Raw genomic sequence first — 18,227 nt, forward strand, 5'->3', positions numbered from 1 at the left:
GGGTGAGGCGGAAAACATGCATTCCGCTCAAGCTTGTCGGATTTCAATACGGCCGGCGTTTTTTGTGCCTCAGCCCGGCACCCGCTGGTAGATGCCGCCCGGCAAGCGCTCGAGCAGGCCGGCCAACTCCAGCGCCAGCAGCTGGCCGTGCAGCTCGGCGGCGCCGAGGCCGAGGCGGCCGGCCAGCACGTCGGCCGTGGCCGGGTCGTAGCCGAGGGCGTCGAGCAGGGCGTCGACGAAGCGCGCGTCCGGCGCCGGCGGCGCGGCGCCGCCCAGCTGGCCGAGGATGTCGTCGGCCGACTCGACCAGGGTGGCGCCGTCGCGCAGCAGGGCGTGGCAGCCCTTGCTCAGCGCCGAGTGGATCGAGCCGGGGATGGCGTACACCTCGCGCCCCAGGTCCAGCGCCAGCCTGGCGGTGATCAGCGAGCCGGAGCCGGCCGCCGCCTCGACCACCAGCACGCCGCGCGCCAGGGCGCTGATCAGGCGGTTGCGCTTGGGGAAGTTCTCCGGCCGCGGCGTGGTGCCCAGCGGATACTCGCTGACTAGGCAGCCCTGCTCGGCGATCTGCCGCGCCAGCGCGCCGTTGCGCGCCGGGTAGATGCGGTCGGCGCCGGTGCCGACCACCGCGACGGTCGAGCCGGCGCCGCGCAGGCCGCCCCGGTGGGCCGCCGCGTCGATGCCCAGCGCCAGGCCGGAGACGACGGCCAGGCCGGCGTGCGACAAGGCCTCGGCGAAGCGCTCGGCGTTGCGCAGCCCCTGGGCGCTGGCGTTGCGGCTGCCGACCACGGCCAGCGCCGGGCCGGCCAGCAGCGCCGTCCGGCCCACCACGTACAGCAGCAGGGGCGGATCGGCCAGCTGGCGCAGGCCGGCGGGATAGTCCGGGTGGTCCAGCGCCAGCAGGTGGCGGCCCGGCGTGCGCAGCCAGGCGTCGATGGCCGCGCAGTGCGCGTCGAAGGCGGCGTCCGGTTGCAGCGCGCGGGCCAGCGCCCCGGCCTGCGCCGGCCGCAGCAATTCGCGCAGGCGCTGCGCCGGCGCGCGCAACACCGCGCCGGGCGTGCCGAACTGCTCGAGCAGGCGCCGGGCCGTCAGCAGGCCGATGCCCGGCACGCGCTCCAGCCGTATCCAGTCGCGCTGGGCGTCCGACAGGGGCTGGCTAGCGATGGTGGGTGCCGTGTCTGCCACGGTGGCGCCTACTCCGGTGATTGCGCGACGTCGCCCACTTCGACCGGCTCGGTCACCTGCATGATCAGGCCGTAAGAGATATGCTTGAACACGCGGAAAATGAACAAGCTGCCCACTTCCTCGTCCGGCAGCTTGACCTGCGGCTTGCCCATGCCGTGCCAGCCCTTGCTGGCGCCCGGATCGACTACCGTCTTCCCCGCATGGTACAGCTGCAGCACGGCGCCGATGTCGAGCCCGTCAAGCTTTCCGCGATTGATGCTGACCACTTGGTTCTGCCCGGCGTGGGTGACGCCGCCGTACACCGCCACCACCCGCGCCGCCACCTTCTGCTCGGGCGGATGCGGCACGTAGTTGCGCATCGGCGTGGGCGGCGCCGCCATCAGCTGGTCGCCCACGCCCATCTCCTCCTTGGCGCTGGTGACGACGAAGGTGTGCACCTCGCTGCCCGGACGCGCCTCCTGGCGCAGCTTGAGCGTGCCCAGGTAGAAGGCCTCGGTGCCGATCACCGCCTGGCTGACCGGGTCCTTCAGCGGCTTGCCCGGACGGAACACCTGGAACGAGGTGCCGCCCTTCAGGTCGCCGCGCACATAGGCCTTGTCGTCCTTGCCGAGGAACACGTGGCCCTCCTGCGTGGCGACGACGCGCGGCGCAGCGGCCAGCTCGTCGCCCTCGACGATCAGCGGCTGGGTCAGGAAGGGTTCGATGACGCCGGACGGAATCGACTGCACCGCGTCCTGCCCCAGCCCCTCCGTGCGCACCCGCGGCGACAGGCGCAGCGCGGCCGGCTCGCCGGCGCCGCCGGCGCCGAGCCGGCGGCCCAGCCGCAGCTGGCCGCTGGCGCGGTCCAGGTAGACCACCTGGCCCGGATAGATCCAGTGCGGGTCGCGGATCTGCTCGCGGTTCATGCCCCACACCTGGGGCCAGCACCAGGGCCGGTCGAGAAACTTGCCGGCGATGCCCCACAGCGTGTCGCCCACCACCACCGTGTGCTGGTCCGGCGCGTCGGCCCGGAAGGCGCACTCCAGCGCCTGCGCCGCGCCGCCCGTCAGCGTGCAAAACAAGGCCGCAAACCCTAGGCGGGCGCCGACTGTGCTAAAATTTTTCATTAATATGTCCGTTAGGTGCCGCACGACGGAAGGCCGAACGCCCGACGGCTGGGCCAAAACGCCCCGCCCGCCACAGAGCAAGAGACAGCATGAACACGCTACCCTATCGACTTCTTGGATGATAAGGCTTGCCGAACTGAATCAAATTCTGCCCATAAAACCCTGAACTAGCAAGCGAAACGCGCTGCGGCACACGGCGCGGCACCCGCATTGTGCACAGGGACGGCAGCGCGCACCGCTCCACCCCATTCCTATTCATTACCAGCAAATACGTATGTCGATACTCAATATTCTCCGCTACCCCGATCCGCGCCTGCACAAGATCGCCAAACCCGTCGCCGCCTTCGACGCGCGCCTGGAAAAACTCGTCGCCGACATGGCCGAGACCATGTACGACGCCCCCGGCGTCGGCCTGGCCGCCTCGCAGGTCGACGTGCACGAACAACTGGTCATCATCGACGTGTCCGAGACCAAGGACGCCTTGGTCGCCTACATCAACCCCGAAATCATTTGGGCCAGCGACGAGATGGAGGTCTATGATGAGGGATGCCTGTCGGTGCCCGGCGTCTACGACGGCGTCGAACGCCACTCCCGCGTCAAGGTGCGCGCCTTCGACGTCAAGGGCCAACCCTTCGAAGTCGAAGCCGACGGCCTGCTGGCCGTCTGCATCCAGCACGAGATGGACCACCTGGTGGGCAAGGTGTTCGTCGAGTACCTGTCGCCGCTCAAGCGCAACCGCATCAAGACCAAGATGCTGAAGGAAGAGCGCGGCCTGGAACGCGAGGCGATGCTGCGCGCCCAGGGCCGCCGCTTCTGAGCGGTAGCTGATTCGAACGGCCGCGCCAGCGGCCGGCCCACGCGCGCGGCCGGCGCCGGCGCAGTGCAACACAAAGGAAACACCATGAAAGTCATCTTCGCCGGCACGCCGGAATTTGCCGCCGTCGCCCTGCGCTCCCTGCACGAGGCCGGCTTCGAGATCCCGCTGGTGCTGACCCAGCCCGACCGCCCCGCCGGCCGCGGCCTGCACCTGCAGCCCTCGGCCGTCAAGCAGTTCGCGCTCAGCCAGGGCATCGAGGTGCTGCAGCCGCTGTCGCTGCGCATGGACAGCAAGGACCCGCAGCGCGCCGCCGAGGCCTGGCCGCCCACGCGCGCCTGCTGGCCACCGACTACGACGTGATGGTGGTGGCCGCCTACGGCCTGATCCTGCCGCGCGCCACCCTCGACATCAAGCCCTGCCTGAACATCCACGGCTCGCTGCTGCCGCGCTGGCGCGGCGCCGCGCCTATCCACCGCGCCATCGAGGCCGGCGACGACGAGACCGGCGTCACCATCATGCAGATGGAGGAAGGCCTGGACACCGGCCCGATGCTGTTGATGGAGCGCGTGGCCATCGGCCCGCACGACAACACCGGCATGCTGCACGACAGCCTGGCCGCGCTGGGCGCCAAGATGATCGTCCAGGCGCTGCGCAAGATGGAGCAGGGCAAGCTGGAGGCCGTGCCCCAGCCCGAGGCCGGCGTCACCTACGCCGCCAAGATCAGCAAGGAGGAGGCGGCGCTCGACTTCACCCTGCCGGCGCTGGAGGTCGGTTTGAAAATCCGCGCCTTCAACCCCTTCCCCGGCGCCCACGCGCTGGTCAACGGCGTGGTGGTCAAGATCTGGGCGGCCGAGGCGATCGAGGCCGACAGCAGCTTCGAGCCCGGCCAGGTGCTGGCCGCCGACGCCCAGCTCGGCATCGTGGTCGCCTGCGGCGCCGGTTCGCTGCGCCTGACCGAACTGCAAAAGCCGGGCGGCAAGCGCCTGCCGGCCGCCGAGTTCATCAAGGGCTTCCCGCTCGAGGGGCTGCGCTTTGCCTGAGGCGGGGCGCGCCCGCCGCGCCCTCGCCTGCCATCCACCGCGTCGCCCTCTTCGCTGAGCGGCGCCGATGGATCAACTGGCCGCGATGCGCGCGCTGCGGCGCGTGGTGGAACTCGGTAGCTTCACCGCCGCCGCCGACGCGCTCGGCATCTCGCACACCATCGTCTCGCGCCAGGTCCGCCAGCTGGAGCAACAGCTCGGCGCGCAACTACTCAACCGCACCACCCGCCGCCTGGTGCTGACCGGCGCCGGCAAGGACTACTACGAGGCCAGCCGGCAGATCCTCGACGCCATCGACGACGCCGACCGCGCCGTCGGCCAGCACCAGGCGCGCCCCACCGGCAGCCTGCGCATCAACGCGCCGATGGCCTTCGGCACGCTGGAGCTGGCCAACTGGCTGCCGCAATTCATCGCCCGCTATCCCGAGCTGAACATCGACCTGGTCTGCAACGACCGCATCGTCGACCTGATCGAGGAAGGCTTCGACGTCGCCCTGCGGCTCACCCGCGACCTGCCCGACTCGACCCTGGTGGCCAAGCGCCTGGCCAGCAGCCAGGTGATGCTGGTGGCCTCGCCGGCCTACCTGCGCGAGCACGGCGCGCCGGCCGTGCCGAGCGATCTGCTGCGCCACAACTGCCTGACCTACACGCTGGCCGAGCGGCCCAACGAGTGGAGCTTCACGTCCGCCGACGGCGCCCGCGAGACGGTGGCGGTGAAGGGCAATCTGCGCGCCAACACCGGCATCGCCCTGCGCACGGCGGCGCTGGCCGGCACCGGCATCGCCACCACGGCCTCGTTCATCGTCCACGAGGACGTGCGGCGCGGCGAGCTGGTGCGCGTGCTGGGCGACTACACCATACGGCCGCGCGAGCTGTACGTGCTGTATCCGCAGAACCGCCACCTGTCGCCGAAGGTGCGGGCGTTCGTCGACTTCGCCAGCGCGCTGTATCAGCAGCGCGATTGGGACTGAAGAGACACAAGGCCACCGGGTTCCGCACGAGTAACGATCAATCCCTGTCGAACAACTTGGAAAGCAATTCTTCCCTCGTCATTGCGTGATGCTGAGCGACATCCGCAAGAATCGCTGAGAGCGTCCCGACTCTCAATGGATCATGTAACGGCACGGTCAAATGGTGTTCGCCACTTTCAGAGGTCAGCAGCCGAACATGACTGCCGGCTTGGCGTGTTTTCAAGTAACCTAGCTTTTCAAGAGCTGCAATAAGCTCCGTACCAGAAAGGTTGCGCGGCATTTTCATGCCGCAATTACTTCTTCACGAATGAAATGCAAACGGATAAGTTTTGGCCCTTTCCCCTCGTCGAAATGACAACGCACGGCATCCCGAATTTGCCGGTGCAAGGACTCGACGTCATCCGCCTCGGTGTAGATGGATTGCCCCATGGCGCGGGCAAGGAATCCCCCCTCATGAGCCTCCTCAACGAGAAAGAGTATTTCATTCATGGCTAAGCCCTTCATCACATGGATATGTGTTTTAACGCATTGAGACATCATACGCCGGACCGCCACTCCTTCGCGAAATCCTAGGCGCCTTTTGCGTCGGGCTAAACTGCGCCAGGCGCAACCGGCCCTTCCTGCGCTGTATCGTCGACGGCATGAAGTACGATACGGCATCGCGCGGAAACAGGCCGCGCTGGAGCGCGACTGCGACCGCCTGCGGTTGGAAATCCGCCACGACAACCTCGCCTCGCTGTGCCTGTTCCAACACCGTGGCTACCGCATCTTCGACCAGTACGCCGACTACTACGAGGACGGCATGGCCGCCCACCGGCTCGAGAAGCCGCTCACACGCAAGCGCTAGCGCCGTCTGATCGGATTCAGCCCAGCGTTTTCTTCACCGCGCGGTATTGCTGCGTCAAGCCGCCATAGCCCCAGGCGGCGGCGCGGGCGTCGTGGACGTGGATGTAGCTGACCTCGTGCAGATCGCCCAGCTCCTCGGCCATCGCTGCGAACACCGCCGCGATGTAGGCCGCCTTCTGGCTGGCGGTGTTGGTCTCGTCGGTGACCAGGATGTTGAGGAAGAAGGTGGTCTTCTCCAACTCCGCCAGCGCGGTGGCGCCGATGAACCAATGCGCCGGCGCGACGTGGTTGATCGCTACCGCAGTCAGCGTTTCGTCCTTCAGCAGCAACTGCTTGGTCAGCCGCGTCAGCGTGGCGGCGATGCGGCTCGATTGCGCCGCATCGGGCGCGCTGGACAGGGTCACATTCAGGATGGGCATGATGTCAGGCCTTCACGGTGAGGTCGAGGATGGCGGCGGTCGGCATGATGTCGGCGAAGTTGTCCGACAGCGCCGTCAGCGTGACGTGGTGCAGCTCGCGGTGGCTGGTCACGCCGCCGTTCCAGCTGTCGATGTCGCGTGTGGCGCAGGCGTCGGCGGCGACGATCACGTTGTAGCTGCTGGCGCCGAACTGGCGCGCGTCGCGCGCGGTGGTGGAGACGCACATGTGCGTCATCAGGCCGGCGATGATCAGGGTTTTGATGCCGCGCGCCTGCAACTGCGCGTGCAGGTCGGTGCTGGCGAAGCTGCTGGTGGTGCTCTTGTGCAGCACGTGGTGCCGCGGCGCCGGCGTCAGCTCGGTGTGGATCTCGGCCAGCGCGCCGCCGGCGGCGAACAGCGCGGCGCCGGCCGGGTTGATGTGCTGGATGTGGAACACCGGCATGCCGTGGCGGTCGGCCAGCGCGGCCAGACGTGCGGCCTGGCGCAGCGCCGGCAGGCCGTCGGGAATCGGCAGGCGGCCGCTGTAGTACTCGTTTTGGAAGTCGATCAGCACCAGCGCGGTGCTGGCGGCGTCCAGGCTGGTGGCGGCGCGCAGGCCGGCGATGCTGCGGATGGTGCGGGACATGGCGGATTCCTTTTTGATGGGTGAGTGCAGCCATCTTATGGGTCCGCCCGCCGCCGCACCAGCCGTCGGCGAGCACATTACTTGTGCTGAATTCGCACAAATAACAGAAACAGCAGCGTGATTGTCGATTTGGTCGCCATAATTTCTGCGTTCAAAGCAGAGGGGCTTGATGCCGCTTACTTAAGGCGCCGGCGGCTCCAAAACCACCCTAAGGCAAAGAGCCAGGGTCAGACCCTAGGGTCTGACCCTAGATTTTGGCCGCAGGGGTTTCTTGGCGCCGCTCTCAGCTCTTGTAGCCGGGGTCCAGGCGCTCCAGCTTGCGCACCAGCGCCGGCCAGACGAAGGCGCCGCCCAGGCCGCCGGTCTGCACCCGCATCGCCTCGGCCACGCCCTGCACGATCTGCGGCGCCACCATGGTCAACGGGCCGCCGGCTTGCGCCGCCAGCTGGATCTGGCAGGTGCTCTCGAAGGTGTACATGGCGAGGAAGGCGTCGGCCACCGTTTTGCCGACCACCAGCAGGCCGTGGTTGCGCAGCACGAGGAAGTTGGCGCGGCCCAGGTCGGCCTGCAGGCGCGGCTTCTCCTCGTCGCGGAAGGCGACGCCCTCGTAGCCGTGGTAGGCCAGCGAGGCCAGCACAAAGGTCGACTGCTGCGAGATCGGCAGCACGCCGCCCTGCTGCGCGCTGAGCGCCACGCCGGCGCGGGTGTGGGTGTGGATGACGCAGCCGGCGTCGTCGCGCACCTCGTGCACGGCGCTGTGGATGACGAAGCCGGCCGGGTTGACCGGAAACGGCGAGTCGAGCAGCTTGTTGCACCGCTGGTCGACCTTGACCAGCGACGAGGCGGTGATCTCCTCGAACATTAAGCCGTAAGGGTTGATCAGGAAGTGGTGCTCGGGGCCGGGAATGCGCGCGCTGATGTGGGTGAACACCAGGTCGCTCCAGCCGTAGGCGGCGGCCAGCCGGTAGCAGGCGGCCAGCTCGACGCGCAACTGCCATTCTTCATCGCTGACCAGGTGTCGGACCGAGGGGATTTCCATGTGTTTGTCTCCGTATGGGGTGGGTGGTGGCGCCGCCGGGTTTGTACCAAGCTTGCTGCGGCCTTGCGCTGGATCAGGCCGGGGCCGATGCGCAGAGCCACCACCTTACTCCGGGCTTATACTGGCAACTGTCAAATTTTTTACATTTCGCCAAAATGGCCTCGAACCTGGAACTGCTCGCGCCGCTGTCGGCCACCCCCTGGTTCGCCGCGCTGCCGCTAGCCGAGCGCAAGCGCATGCTGAGCGGCGCCGAGCGCCAGCGCCTGCAGCCGGGCGAGATGCTGTTCCGCCAGGGCGACGCGGCCGGCGGCTTCTACGCGCTGGTGTCGGGCACGCTGAAAATGTCGTCGTTGAGCGAGGACGGCAAGGAGGCGATCCTGGTGGTGCTCGAAAGCGGCAACTGGTTTGGCGAGATCTCGCTGATCGACGGCCAGCCGCGCACCCACGACGCCACAGCGCTGGGCGCGGCCGAGGTGCTGCTGCTGCCGCGCGCCGCCTTCGACGCGCTGATGCGCCGCCGCCCTTTCGCCCAGGCCATCGCGGCCATGCTGGCGGCGCGCATCCGCCTGCTGTACGGCATCGTCGAGGACGTCACGCTGCGCTCGACCCGCGCCCGCGTCGCCCGCCGCCTGCTGCTGCTGGCGCGCGGCGACGCCACCATGTCGCCGCTGCCGCGCGCGCGCGTGCCGGTGTCGCAGGAGTCGCTGGCGATGATGCTGGGGCTGACCCGGCAGACCCTGTCGAAAGAGTTGAAGTGGCTGGCCGCCGAGGGCTTGATCGCGCTCGGCTACGGCTATATCGACGTGCTGTCGGCGCCGCGCCTGGCCGCGCTGCGCGACGCTTGAGGGCGGCGCCGGCGCCGCTGTTGTTGTTGGAATGCCGCGCCGGCCTGAAGCATACGGCGCGATGCCGTATAATTTTAGACCGCCGCCAGACCATGCGCGCGCCTGCCCCTCCGCCCAAAGAAAGTGTCAAATGAATAACAAAGCGTCCCCTTCCGCCATGTCCAAGACCGATGCCCAGCTGCGCGAGATCCTGGCGCGCCGCATCATGATCCTCGACGGCGCGATGGGCACGATTATTCAGCAGTACAAACTCGACGAGATGGCCTACCGTGGCGGCGCCGAGGGGCGCTTCATCGACTTCGCCGCGCCGGCCGGCAGCGGTGCGCGCGAGCTCTTCGTCAAGGGCAACAACGAGCTGCTGACGCTGACCCAGCCGCACATCATCCAGGAGATCCACGAGCGCTACCTGGCGGCCGGCGCCGACCTGATCGAGACCAACACCTTCGGCGCCACCACCATCGCCCAGGACGACTACCACATGGGCCACCTGGCCTACGAGATGAACGTCGCCGCCGCCAAGCTGGCGCGCGCCGCCTGCGACAAGTACAGCAGCGCCGACAAGCCGCGCTTCGTCGCCGGCGCGCTCGGCCCGACGCCGAAGACCGCCTCGATCTCGCCCGACGTCAACGACCCGGCGGCGCGCAACGTCACCTTCGACCAACTGGTCGCCGCCTACCACCAGCAGGTGCAGGGCCTGGTCGAGGGCGGCTCCGACGTGCTGCTGGTCGAGACCATCTTCGACACCCTGAACTGCAAGGCGGCGCTGTTCGCCATCGACCTGTACTTCAGCGAGCACCCGGCCACGCCGCGCCTGCCGCTGATGATCTCGGGCACCGTCACCGACGCCTCCGGCCGCATCCTGTCGGGCCAGACCGTGCCGGCCTTCTGGAACTCGGTGCGCCACGCCAAGCCGCTGACCATCGGCCTGAACTGCGCGCTGGGCGCCGCCCTGATGCGCCCCTACGCCGAGGAGCTGTCGCAGATCGCCGACACCTTCGTCTGCATCTACCCCAACGCCGGCCTGCCCAACCCGATGAGCGACACCGGCTTCGACGAGCTGCCGGCCGACACCTCGGCGCTGCTGCGCGAGTTCGCCGACGCCGGCTTCATCAACATGGCCGGCGGCTGCTGCGGCACCACGCCGGACCACATCGCCGCCATCGCGCAGATGCTGGCCACCACGCCGCCGCGCGCCGTGCCGGCCATTCCGGTGGCGCAGCGCCTGTCCGGCCTGGAGCCCTTCACCATCGACGAGAGCTCGCTGTTCGTCAACGTCGGCGAGCGCACCAACGTCACCGGCTCGAAGGCCTTCGCCCGCATGATCCTCAACGAGCAGTACGACGAGGCCCTGAGCGTGGCGCGCCAGCAGGTCGAGAACGGCGCCCAGGTGATCGACATCAACATGGACGAGGCGATGCTCGACTCGCAGGCGGCGATGACCCGCTTCCTCAACCTGATCGCCTCCGAGCCGGACATCTCGCGCGTGCCCATCATGATCGACTCGTCGAAATGGTCGGTGATCGAGGCCGGCCTGAAGTGCGTGCAGGGCAAGGCCATCGTCAACTCGATCTCGATGAAGGAGGGCGAGGAGGAGTTCATCCGCCAGGCCCGCCTGTGCCGCCGCTACGGCGCCGCCGTGATCGTCATGGCCTTCGACGAGAAGGGCCAGGCCGACACCTTCGAGCGCAAGACCGAGATCTGCGCCCGCGCCTACAAGGTGCTGACCGAGCAGGTCGGCTTCCCGCCCGAGGACATCATCTTCGACCCGAACATCTTCGCCATCGCCACCGGCATCGAGGAGCACAACAACTACGCGGTCGACTTCATCAACGCGACCCGCTGGATCAAGCAGAACCTGCCGCACGCCAAGATCTCCGGCGGCGTCTCCAACGTCTCGTTCAGCTTCCGCGGCAACGACCCGGCGCGCGAGGCCATCCACACCGTGTTCCTGTACCACGCCATCAAGGCCGGCATGACCATGGGCATCGTCAACGCCGGCATGATGGGCGTCTACGACGACATCCCGGCCGAGCTGCGCGAGCGCGTCGAGGACGTGGTGCTGAACCGCCGCGACGACGCCACCGAACGCATGATCGACATCGCCGGCACCCTGAAGGCGGGCGCCGGCAAGCAGGACGCGCAGAACCTGGAATGGCGCGAGGGCACGGTGGAAAAACGCCTGTCGCACGCGCTGGTGCACGGCATCACCCAGTGGATCGTCGAGGACACCGAGGAGATGCGCCAGCAGGTGCTGGCCGCCAAGGGCCGCCCGATCCACGTCATCGAAGGCCCGCTGATGGACGGCATGAACGTGGTCGGCGACCTGTTCGGCCAGGGCAAGATGTTCCTGCCGCAGGTGGTCAAGTCGGCCCGCGTGATGAAGCAGGCGGTGGCCCACCTGATCCCCTACATCGAAGAAGAAAAGCTGGCCGAGGAGAAGCGCACCGGCATCGTCGCCAAGCCGAAGGGCAAGATCGTCATCGCCACCGTCAAGGGCGACGTCCACGACATCGGCAAGAACATCGTCTCGGTGGTCCTGCAGTGCAACAACTTCGAGGTCGTCAACATGGGCGTGATGGTGCCCTGCTCCGAGATCCTGGCCCGCGCCAAGCTGGAGAACGCCGACATCATCGGCCTGTCCGGCCTGATCACCCCCTCGCTCGAGGAGATGGCCCACGTCGCCAAGGAGATGCAGCGCGACCCGCACTTCCGCATGCTCAAGATCCCCCTGCTGATCGGCGGCGCCACCACCAGCCGCGCCCACACGGCGGTGAAGATCGCCCACAACTACGAGGGCCCGGTGGTCTACGTGCCGGACGCCTCGCGCTCGGTGTCGGTGGCGCAGTCGCTGCTGACGCCGGAGAGCCGCGACCAGTACATCGACGACATCGAACAGGACTACGTGCGCATCCGCGAGCAGCACGCCAACAAGAAGGCGCTGCCGATCCTGTCGCTGGCCGCCGCGCGCGCCAACAAGATGGTGGTGCCGTTCGACGGCGAGATGGCGCCGCGCAAGCCGAAGTTCATCGGCCGCCGCGTCTTCAAGAACGTCGACCTGGCCGCCATCGCCCAGTACATCGACTGGGGCCCGTTCTTCCAGACCTGGGACCTGGCCGGCCCCTTCCCCGCCATCCTCACCGACGAGGTGGTCGGCGAGGCCGCCAGCAAGGTCTATGAAGAAGGCCAGGCGCTGCTGAAGAAACTCATCGACGGCCGCTGGCTGACCGCCAACGGCGTCGTCGCCCTGCTGCCGGCCAACAGCGTCAACGACGACGACATCGAGATCTACACCGACGACAGCCGCGACAACGTCGCCTTCACCTACTACGGCCTGCGCCAACAGGGCGTCAAGCCGCTGGTGGACGGCGTGCAGCGGCCCAACCAGTGCCTGGCCGACTTCATCGCGCCGAAGCTCGTTGATGGCAAACCCTCCGAGGTCAAGGACTACATCGGCATGTTCGCCGTCACCAGCGGCCTGGGCATCGAGAAGTACGAGAAACGCTTCGAGGACGCCCACGACGACTACTCGTCGATCATGCTCAAGTCGCTGGCCGACCGTCTGGCCGAGGCCTTCGCCGAGTATCTGCACGAGCGCGTGCGCAAGGACCTGTGGGGCTACGCCGCCAACGAAACGCTGGGCAACGACGAGATGATCGCCGAGAAGTATGTCGGCATCCGCCCGGCGCCGGGCTACCCGGCCTGCCCCGAGCACACCGTCAAGGCCGACATGTTCAAGGCCGTGCAGGCCGAGGAGATCGGCATGGAGTTGACCGAATCGTTCGCCATGTATCCGGGCGCGGCGGTGTCGGGCTTCTACTTCGCCCACCCCGAGTCGAAATACTTCGTGGTCGGCAAGATCGGCATGGACCAACTGGACGACATGGCCGCCCGCCGCGGTGTCAGCAAATCGGAACTGGAGCGCTGGCTGGCGCCGAACCTGTCCTAAGCGCCCCGGGCCTTGCCGCCGGTGCCGCCGGCAGCAGCGCGGAGTCGGGCGGCAGGCTGGCCTGCAGCAGCTTGAGCGCCTCGGCCGTCAAGGCCACGAAGGCGTTCTGGTGGGCCGCCAGCTGGTCCATCATCCAGCCCCAGCCCTCGTCGGTCTCCTGCAGCCAGACGGTGCCGTCGGGGAAGGACTCGGGCAGCGCATCGATGTCGGCTTGCAGCACGATCTGGCTGCGCAGCCCCCACAGGTAGTCGGGCGGCAGTTCGCGTTGCCAGGTGAAGTCGTTCTTCACGGCATAGGTGTGGTTGTGGCGGAAGGTCAGATCGACCACGTCGACGTCGTCGCCGCCGTGCCGGTCGGCCGACTCGATCCAGCAGTGGTAGGCGCCGCCGGTCGGATTGGCGAAGGCGGCGTTGTCGGCCATGCGCATCAGCTGGCCGCCGCCGCAGTCGACCGCCGCCAGCCCGGCCACCGGCCGGTAAACGCGGTCGAGCACGATGCTGATCAGGTTGGCGCCGACGATGGCGTAGACGTGGCACAACGAGCAATATTGCACCGGATAGTGCTGGCGGATCACCTGATTGACGCAATGCGCGATCAGGGATTTGATGGATATTGTCATCAATAAAGGTTCAGGGCTTAGGAAAACAAGACGGAAAAAACCGGTCGCTATGCTTATGTAACGGAATGTTTCCAGAAAACTTTACCGTCAGGAAATATATTTTCCTTCCAGCCCAAGCCGGCGCCGCCTGCTGAACTTTTTTTGCCCGCGCGGGACTAAACATGAACACCGCCGGCATCGGCATTGTTCAATGTTAAAGGAGGCACTATGGCTACCACTACACCCGTCAAACGATGGCAAGACCAGCTGATACTGCTGCTGGGCCTGTGGTTGTTCATCACACCCTGGATCTTCAGCTACCCCATCCCCTCACCCGAGGCCTGGAACGCCTTCATCTCCGGCGCGGTGATCGCCGTGCTGGCCGCGTTCGACCTGTACAAGACCTTCTTCTGGGCGGTGGTGCTCAACCTCCTCGTGGGGATCTGGGTGGCCGTGTCGCCCTGGGTGTTGAAAGTGGCCGACCAGCGCCCGCTGATGTGGGGCGCGCTGATCGTCGGCATCGCCGTGGCCGTGCTGGCCATCTGGGAAATGCGCACCGACCCCGAGCTGCACAAACACTGGCCCGGCGCCGGCCACGCCACCTAGCGAGGCCGCAGGGCGCCACTTGAGCCGCAAACGACAACGGCGCCGCTGGGAAGGCGGCGCCGTTGCGCGTTGCGTCCGCATCGGCGGCGATTTACAGCGCGTAGCGCACCACGTTGTCGCTCCACTCGAAGGCGGCCATCTCCAGCTCGACCAGTTCGTCGGTCGACATGGCTAGGTCGCGCAGCGTCGGCACGATGTGGTCCTCCAACTCCTCGATGCGTTCGATGCATTCGGCCAGCTTGAGCAGGTCGCCGAAGAAGCCGCCACGGAACATCAGCGCGTCGGCCACCTCGTCGTTGACGGGGATCTGCGTCAGAATCTCCGCCATCGGAATGCCGAACAGCGTGTCCATCAGCGACATGATGCCGACCGTGAAGGCGACGTCGGCGACGTTGCGCTGGCTCGGGCGCAGCTTGTTGGCCAGCAGTTCGAGCAGGCGGCCACGGGTGGTGGCCAGCATCAGCAGCGGCGTCATGCTGTGGCCGCGCTTGGCCGGCTCGGCGTACAGCATGATCTGCAGCCAGCGCTGCAGCTGGCGGCGGCCGAGGATGGTCACGGCCTGGCTCAACGAATCGATGCGCTGGCGCACGCCGACGGCCGGCGTGTTGACCAGGCGCAGCAGGTTGAGCGCCAGCGAGACGTCCTTCTTGATGGCGCGCTCGACGGCCAGGTTGTCGGCCTCGGAGGTGACCAGGGTCATCAACTCCATCACCGCCAGTTGCGACGGCGACAGCTTCTTGCCGCTCATGATGACCGGCTTGGCGAAGTAATAGCCCTGGAAATAGTCGAAGCCCAGGTCCAGGCAGTTCTTGAACTCCTCGCGCGTCTCGACCTTTTCGGCCACCAGCTTCTTGTTGTCCTGCTTGAAGCGGGGCGCCAGCTTCATCAGGGTCGACAGCGGCATGTCGCGCATGTCCATCTTGATGTATTCGACCAGCGGCAACAGCGCCTGCACATGGCCGGTGTCGAGGGTGACGTCGTCGAGGGCGAAGGAGAAGCCCAGGCCGACCAGCTCGGCCATGCGGTTGAGCACCGGCTGGCTGACCTTCATCGTCTCGACCACCTCGAGCACCACTTTTTCGCGCGGCAGGAAGCTGAAGATGTCGCTCATGATGACGTCGGCGTCGACGTTGACGAAGCCGAGCGCGTCGCCGATCACCTTTTCCATGCCCAGCTGGGCGGCGTGGGCGATCACCGAGGCGGTGGCGCTCAGGTCGCTGCTGATATTCGCGGGGCCGACCGGCGCGTTGCGGAACAGCAACTCGTAGCCGAACAGCGCTTGGTTCCGATCCAGGATCGGTTGGCGGCCCAGATAGAATTCGCGCACGCGCAAACTCTTCAGGCTCGTATCATTGCTGGAAATATCAATCATGGAAATCTGTCACTCTGTTCGATTGACCCGAGATAACGGCGATAGCGCTACCACAAGCCACGGGTTGGCAATGCTGAGAATAAGCGCTACTTTACCCCATTTATTCCCTTTAACTAACGTTTTGGCATCAACTTCCGGGCTTGTTTTGGACAATTGTGGACAATTCAGTCCGCCGGCGCCGCCTGCGGCACGCCGTCGACAAACAACTTCAGTTCGCCGGGCGCGAAGGCGGTCCAGCGCTCGTTGGTGGTGAGCGGCTGGGTGACGATGATGGCGACACGGTCGTTCGGCGTGGTGACCTGGGAAAAGTCGACGCTGACGTCCTCGTCGGACAGCTCGGCGGTGACGAAGGGATGCTGGCGCACCAGGTAGAACAACTGGGTCGAGCAGTGGGCGAACAACTCCTCGCCGCTCGACAACATCATGTTGAAGGTGCCGTGGACGGCGATCTCGGCCACCAGTTCGGCCAGCGCGGCGCGCAGGTCCGCCAGCGGCGGCCGGCTGTCGCCGAAGCGGCGGCGCAGCTGTTGCAGCAGATAGCAGAAGGCCAGCTCGCTGTCGGTGCTGCCGACCGGGCGGAAGGCGCCGTCCAGGGTGGGCGCGAACTGCTTCAGGTCGCCGTTGTGGGCGAACACCCAGTAGCGCCCCCACAGCTCGCGCACGAAGGGGTGGCAGTTCTCCAGCGCCACCTGGCCCTGGGTGGCCTTGCGGATGTGGGCGATGACGTTGGTCGATTTGATCGGGTAGCGCTTGATCAGCTCGGCCACCGGCGAGGCGATGGCGGCCTGGTGGTCGACGAAGTGGCGCACGCCGGCGCCCTCGAAGAAGGCGATGCCCCAGCCGTCGTGGTGGGTGTCGGTGTGGCCGCCGCGCATGGCGAAGCCGGTAAAGCTAAAGACAATGTCGGTGGGGACATTGCAGTTCATTCCAAGAAGTTGGCACATGGTCGTTCCGGCTGCGAAAAAGACGGGATGCCGAACGGCATCCCACGGCAGCACCTTACCATGCGCCGGCCGCCGCTAGCAGTCTGTCGAACTACCAGCAGCACTCCACGACCAATATGCTCAGGCCGGGTCGCCAACACTTCCAACAAATCACGAAAAATGGGCCGGCCGAACAGTGGGAACTCGGTGCGCGCCAATCGATTTGAAAATAATTTCCAAATGGTAATTTTTATGTTATTGTTTAGAAATGATTTATTTAAAAATAATTTAAGAAATGGCAATCGAGTTGTCGCATACCGGTGCGCAAGTGACAGCAGCGGAAAACCGCCTGGGGCTGTATTGGCAATACTATCCAGTCAGCCTCACAGCGGCTGAAATAGACAATTTTGGTTCTCACTATGGTGGCACCTTACAGCAAAGGTGTCGCACTTGGTTCTTGAGAACGCCCAAAATATAAATTTAACTTTGACTTCGCGAACCATAAATGAAAATAAATCCAATAACGGCAAAAATTATTTTTGCATTCCTATTGACTGGCTGCGCACTGGAACCAAAAATAAAATTAGACGCATCAGAAATGGGAAACAGTGAGGTTTCAAAGGTAATAATTAATAACGTATGGACAGGGAATGAATATGTTAAATCATCATTAGAAAAACTTATCAATCGACCAGATATATTGAACGCTGATAATATTTCTGGAAAAATGGAAGCACTTGGATTTAATTGCGGCCACGAAGATCATTTAATCTGCAAATATTCCGGCACATTGAGACATAAACTTGAGAGTAGTGATGGAAGCAGCCTACCGGGGAATGACATAACCGACATCTTTACCGTAACAGTTGATGCCGGATCAAAGCCATTCGCAGTATTTTTGATTGTTGACAGTAAAAGAAAATAAAATATAGAATTAATATGGCACAAATTGTTGAGGCATATATTCCGGCGATGGGTGTTGGCGCCCACTATTGCTGGTTAAAAGTTGATGACGCTGGCCAAGTCATTGGCCAAATTAATGGATGGCAAATCGACTCAAATGGGCAAATTAGCACCACAAGTATTGGCGGGAGTTTAATTGCAGATACAACAACTGGAATTCCTTTTAACTCTAATACGCCGCACGCCGTCCAAATAGAGGGAAGTCAAGCAAAAATTGACGCCTTATGGTCTGCAGGATTGGAGTGCGCCAGTCAAATAAATGCATTGAATATCCAATATAATATGTTCAACTCTTTTGGCGGACATAATAGCAACTCTGTCTTTTCAACGGTAGGAGCTTGTTTTGGCGTGACTCCGGTTGACATTACGTCGAGAGCAACACCGGGCTTTGGGGATATTCTTTTACCGAAATCAATGATTGATTCTATTTTCCAGAAGGCACTCGATAAAATGTCCCAGGGTGTTCCAGGATCTGAAAGTGGCGGAGGGGAGCCAGGAAGTGGCGGCGGCTTTGGTGGCTTTGGTGGCGGATTTGGCGGCGGTGCTGGTGGCGGTGGCTTCGGCGGCGGCGGCGGCGGCGGCGGCAGCAGTGGCGGTGGGCATTGGCAGCCGATCACTGCCCCCGAAGGAGGTCCCGGCTTGTCGCAGTCCGATGCCGTGCTCGTGCACAGCGCCCCAACGGTCGAGTTGGTGGGCAGCGCGCCGATTGAACATGCGGTCATGTTCTAGCGAACGCGAAGCTGGCCGCGCGCAGATGACCTGATCACGGCCATCGAACCAAGCGGATAAAGAAGGAGTTGCGGGCGACCGCAACTCCTTTCCGCGCTTCCCTCTCAAACGGTTTCGATAGCGCCAACTGCTCCGCCATCGGCTTGCCCAACAAGTTGATAGGCCATCACATGGCTGGCCAAGGCGCGGCCGGGCACCGCA

18 protein-coding genes and 1 pseudogene are annotated in these 18,227 nt (G+C 65.0%); 9 read left to right on the forward strand and 10 right to left on the reverse strand.

The features are described 5' to 3' along the window. Positions 1-69 precede the first annotated feature (69 nt). The gene (gene dprA, locus QC826_RS24910; RefSeq protein WP_279762904.1) at positions 70-1,182 is read right to left on the reverse strand and encodes a DNA-processing protein DprA; all 1,113 of its coding nucleotides are present in this window, start codon (positions 1,180-1,182) and stop codon (positions 70-72) included. An 8-nt stretch (positions 1,183-1,190) separates the two neighbouring features. After that, positions 1,191-2,288 carry a LysM peptidoglycan-binding domain-containing protein gene (locus QC826_RS24915; RefSeq protein ID WP_279762905.1) on the reverse strand — a complete coding sequence of 366 codons (1,098 nt, stop codon included), beginning with the start codon at positions 2,286-2,288 and terminating at the stop codon, positions 1,191-1,193. A 274-nt stretch (positions 2,289-2,562) separates the two neighbouring features. On the opposite strand from QC826_RS24915, the gene def reads away from it, so the two are divergent. The 3 genes and pseudogenes from def to QC826_RS24930 all read left to right on the forward strand — a co-directional run bounded on the left by def (position 2,563) and on the right by QC826_RS24930 (position 5,115). Next, complete coding sequence (def, locus tag QC826_RS24920; protein ID WP_093389904.1) at positions 2,563-3,105, forward strand: peptide deformylase; 543 nt, start codon at positions 2,563-2,565, stop codon at positions 3,103-3,105. 84 nt (positions 3,106-3,189) lie between these two features. Beyond that, positions 3,190-4,145: pseudogene (gene fmt / locus QC826_RS24925) on the forward strand (methionyl-tRNA formyltransferase). Positions 4,146-4,212: 67 nt separating this feature from the next. Beyond that, the gene (locus QC826_RS24930) at positions 4,213-5,115 is read left to right on the forward strand and encodes a LysR family transcriptional regulator (protein ID WP_279762907.1); all 903 of its coding nucleotides are present in this window, start codon (positions 4,213-4,215) and stop codon (positions 5,113-5,115) included. A gap of 37 nt (positions 5,116-5,152) precedes the next feature. Here the strand turns inward: QC826_RS24930 and QC826_RS24935 are convergent, their stop codons facing one another. Further along, positions 5,153-5,401, reverse strand: coding sequence for a type II toxin-antitoxin system HicA family toxin (locus tag QC826_RS24935; protein WP_279762909.1), 249 nt, complete (start codon positions 5,399-5,401; stop codon positions 5,153-5,155). Then, positions 5,398-5,604 (reverse strand): 2-oxoisovalerate dehydrogenase, encoded by a 207-nt coding sequence (locus tag QC826_RS24940; protein WP_099415286.1) that lies wholly within the window; start codon positions 5,602-5,604, stop codon positions 5,398-5,400. Before QC826_RS24940 ends, QC826_RS24935 begins: the two co-directional genes overlap by 4 nt. Positions 5,605-5,695: 91 nt before the next feature. Here QC826_RS24940 and QC826_RS24945 point away from each other — a divergent pair, with 91 nt between their 5' ends. Further along, entirely contained in the window at positions 5,696-5,962 is a 267-nt protein-coding gene (locus QC826_RS24945; protein ID WP_279762910.1) for a hypothetical protein, read from the forward strand. A gap of 16 nt (positions 5,963-5,978) precedes the next feature. Here QC826_RS24945 and QC826_RS24950 read toward each other — a convergent pair whose 3' ends face one another. The 3 genes from QC826_RS24950 to QC826_RS24960 all read right to left on the reverse strand — a co-directional run bounded on the left by QC826_RS24950 (position 5,979) and on the right by QC826_RS24960 (position 8,044). After that, positions 5,979-6,380: a tautomerase family protein gene (locus QC826_RS24950; protein ID WP_279762911.1), complete on the reverse strand. Its 402-nt coding sequence runs from the start codon at positions 6,378-6,380 to the stop codon at positions 5,979-5,981. Between the two features lie 4 nt (positions 6,381-6,384). After that, positions 6,385-7,005 carry a cysteine hydrolase family protein gene (locus tag QC826_RS24955; protein ID WP_279762912.1) on the reverse strand — a complete coding sequence of 207 codons (621 nt, stop codon included), beginning with the start codon at positions 7,003-7,005 and terminating at the stop codon, positions 6,385-6,387. Positions 7,006-7,288: 283 nt separating this feature from the next. Beyond that, a complete protein-coding gene (locus QC826_RS24960) occupies positions 7,289-8,044 on the reverse strand; it encodes a class II aldolase/adducin family protein (RefSeq protein ID WP_093389897.1) in 756 nt (251 codons plus the stop codon). 155 nt (positions 8,045-8,199) lie between these two features. Between QC826_RS24960 and QC826_RS24965 the strand changes: the two genes are divergently transcribed. Together QC826_RS24965 and metH are read left to right on the forward strand one after the other, a co-directional pair. Next, positions 8,200-8,889 carry a Crp/Fnr family transcriptional regulator gene (locus tag QC826_RS24965; protein WP_279762914.1) on the forward strand — a complete coding sequence of 230 codons (690 nt, stop codon included), beginning with the start codon at positions 8,200-8,202 and terminating at the stop codon, positions 8,887-8,889. A gap of 157 nt (positions 8,890-9,046) precedes the next feature. Then, complete coding sequence (gene metH / locus QC826_RS24970; protein ID WP_409567902.1) at positions 9,047-12,835, forward strand: methionine synthase; 3,789 nt, start codon at positions 9,047-9,049, stop codon at positions 12,833-12,835. Here the strand turns inward: metH and QC826_RS24975 are convergent. Next, the gene (locus tag QC826_RS24975) at positions 12,789-13,454 is read right to left on the reverse strand and encodes a hypothetical protein (RefSeq protein ID WP_279762916.1); all 666 of its coding nucleotides are present in this window, start codon (positions 13,452-13,454) and stop codon (positions 12,789-12,791) included. The genes metH and QC826_RS24975 overlap by 47 nt on opposite strands. A gap of 207 nt (positions 13,455-13,661) precedes the next feature. On the opposite strand from QC826_RS24975, the gene QC826_RS24980 reads away from it, so the two are divergent. Beyond that, a complete protein-coding gene (locus QC826_RS24980; RefSeq protein WP_279762917.1) occupies positions 13,662-14,039 on the forward strand; it encodes an SPW repeat protein in 378 nt (125 codons plus the stop codon). A 91-nt stretch (positions 14,040-14,130) separates the two neighbouring features. Here the strand turns inward: QC826_RS24980 and QC826_RS24985 are convergent, their stop codons facing one another. Continuing rightward, positions 14,131-15,411, reverse strand: coding sequence for an EAL and HDOD domain-containing protein (locus QC826_RS24985; RefSeq protein ID WP_093389892.1), 1,281 nt, complete (start codon positions 15,409-15,411; stop codon positions 14,131-14,133). A 164-nt stretch (positions 15,412-15,575) separates the two neighbouring features. Then, positions 15,576-16,355: a class II glutamine amidotransferase gene (locus QC826_RS24990; protein ID WP_279762918.1), complete on the reverse strand. Its 780-nt coding sequence runs from the start codon at positions 16,353-16,355 to the stop codon at positions 15,576-15,578. A 484-nt stretch (positions 16,356-16,839) separates the two neighbouring features. Here QC826_RS24990 and QC826_RS24995 point away from each other — a divergent pair, with 484 nt between their 5' ends. Next, positions 16,840-17,259, forward strand: a complete 420-nt coding sequence (locus QC826_RS24995; RefSeq protein ID WP_279762920.1) for a hypothetical protein — start codon at positions 16,840-16,842, stop codon at positions 17,257-17,259. 14 nt (positions 17,260-17,273) lie between these two features. Then, the gene (locus QC826_RS25000; protein WP_279762921.1) at positions 17,274-18,026 is read left to right on the forward strand and encodes a hypothetical protein; all 753 of its coding nucleotides are present in this window, start codon (positions 17,274-17,276) and stop codon (positions 18,024-18,026) included. Positions 18,027-18,227 lie beyond the last annotated feature (201 nt).

This window comes from Rugamonas sp. DEMB1 (assembly GCF_029834475.1).
In the GTDB taxonomy this organism is placed as follows: domain Bacteria; phylum Pseudomonadota; class Gammaproteobacteria; order Burkholderiales; family Burkholderiaceae_D; genus Rugamonas; species Rugamonas rubra.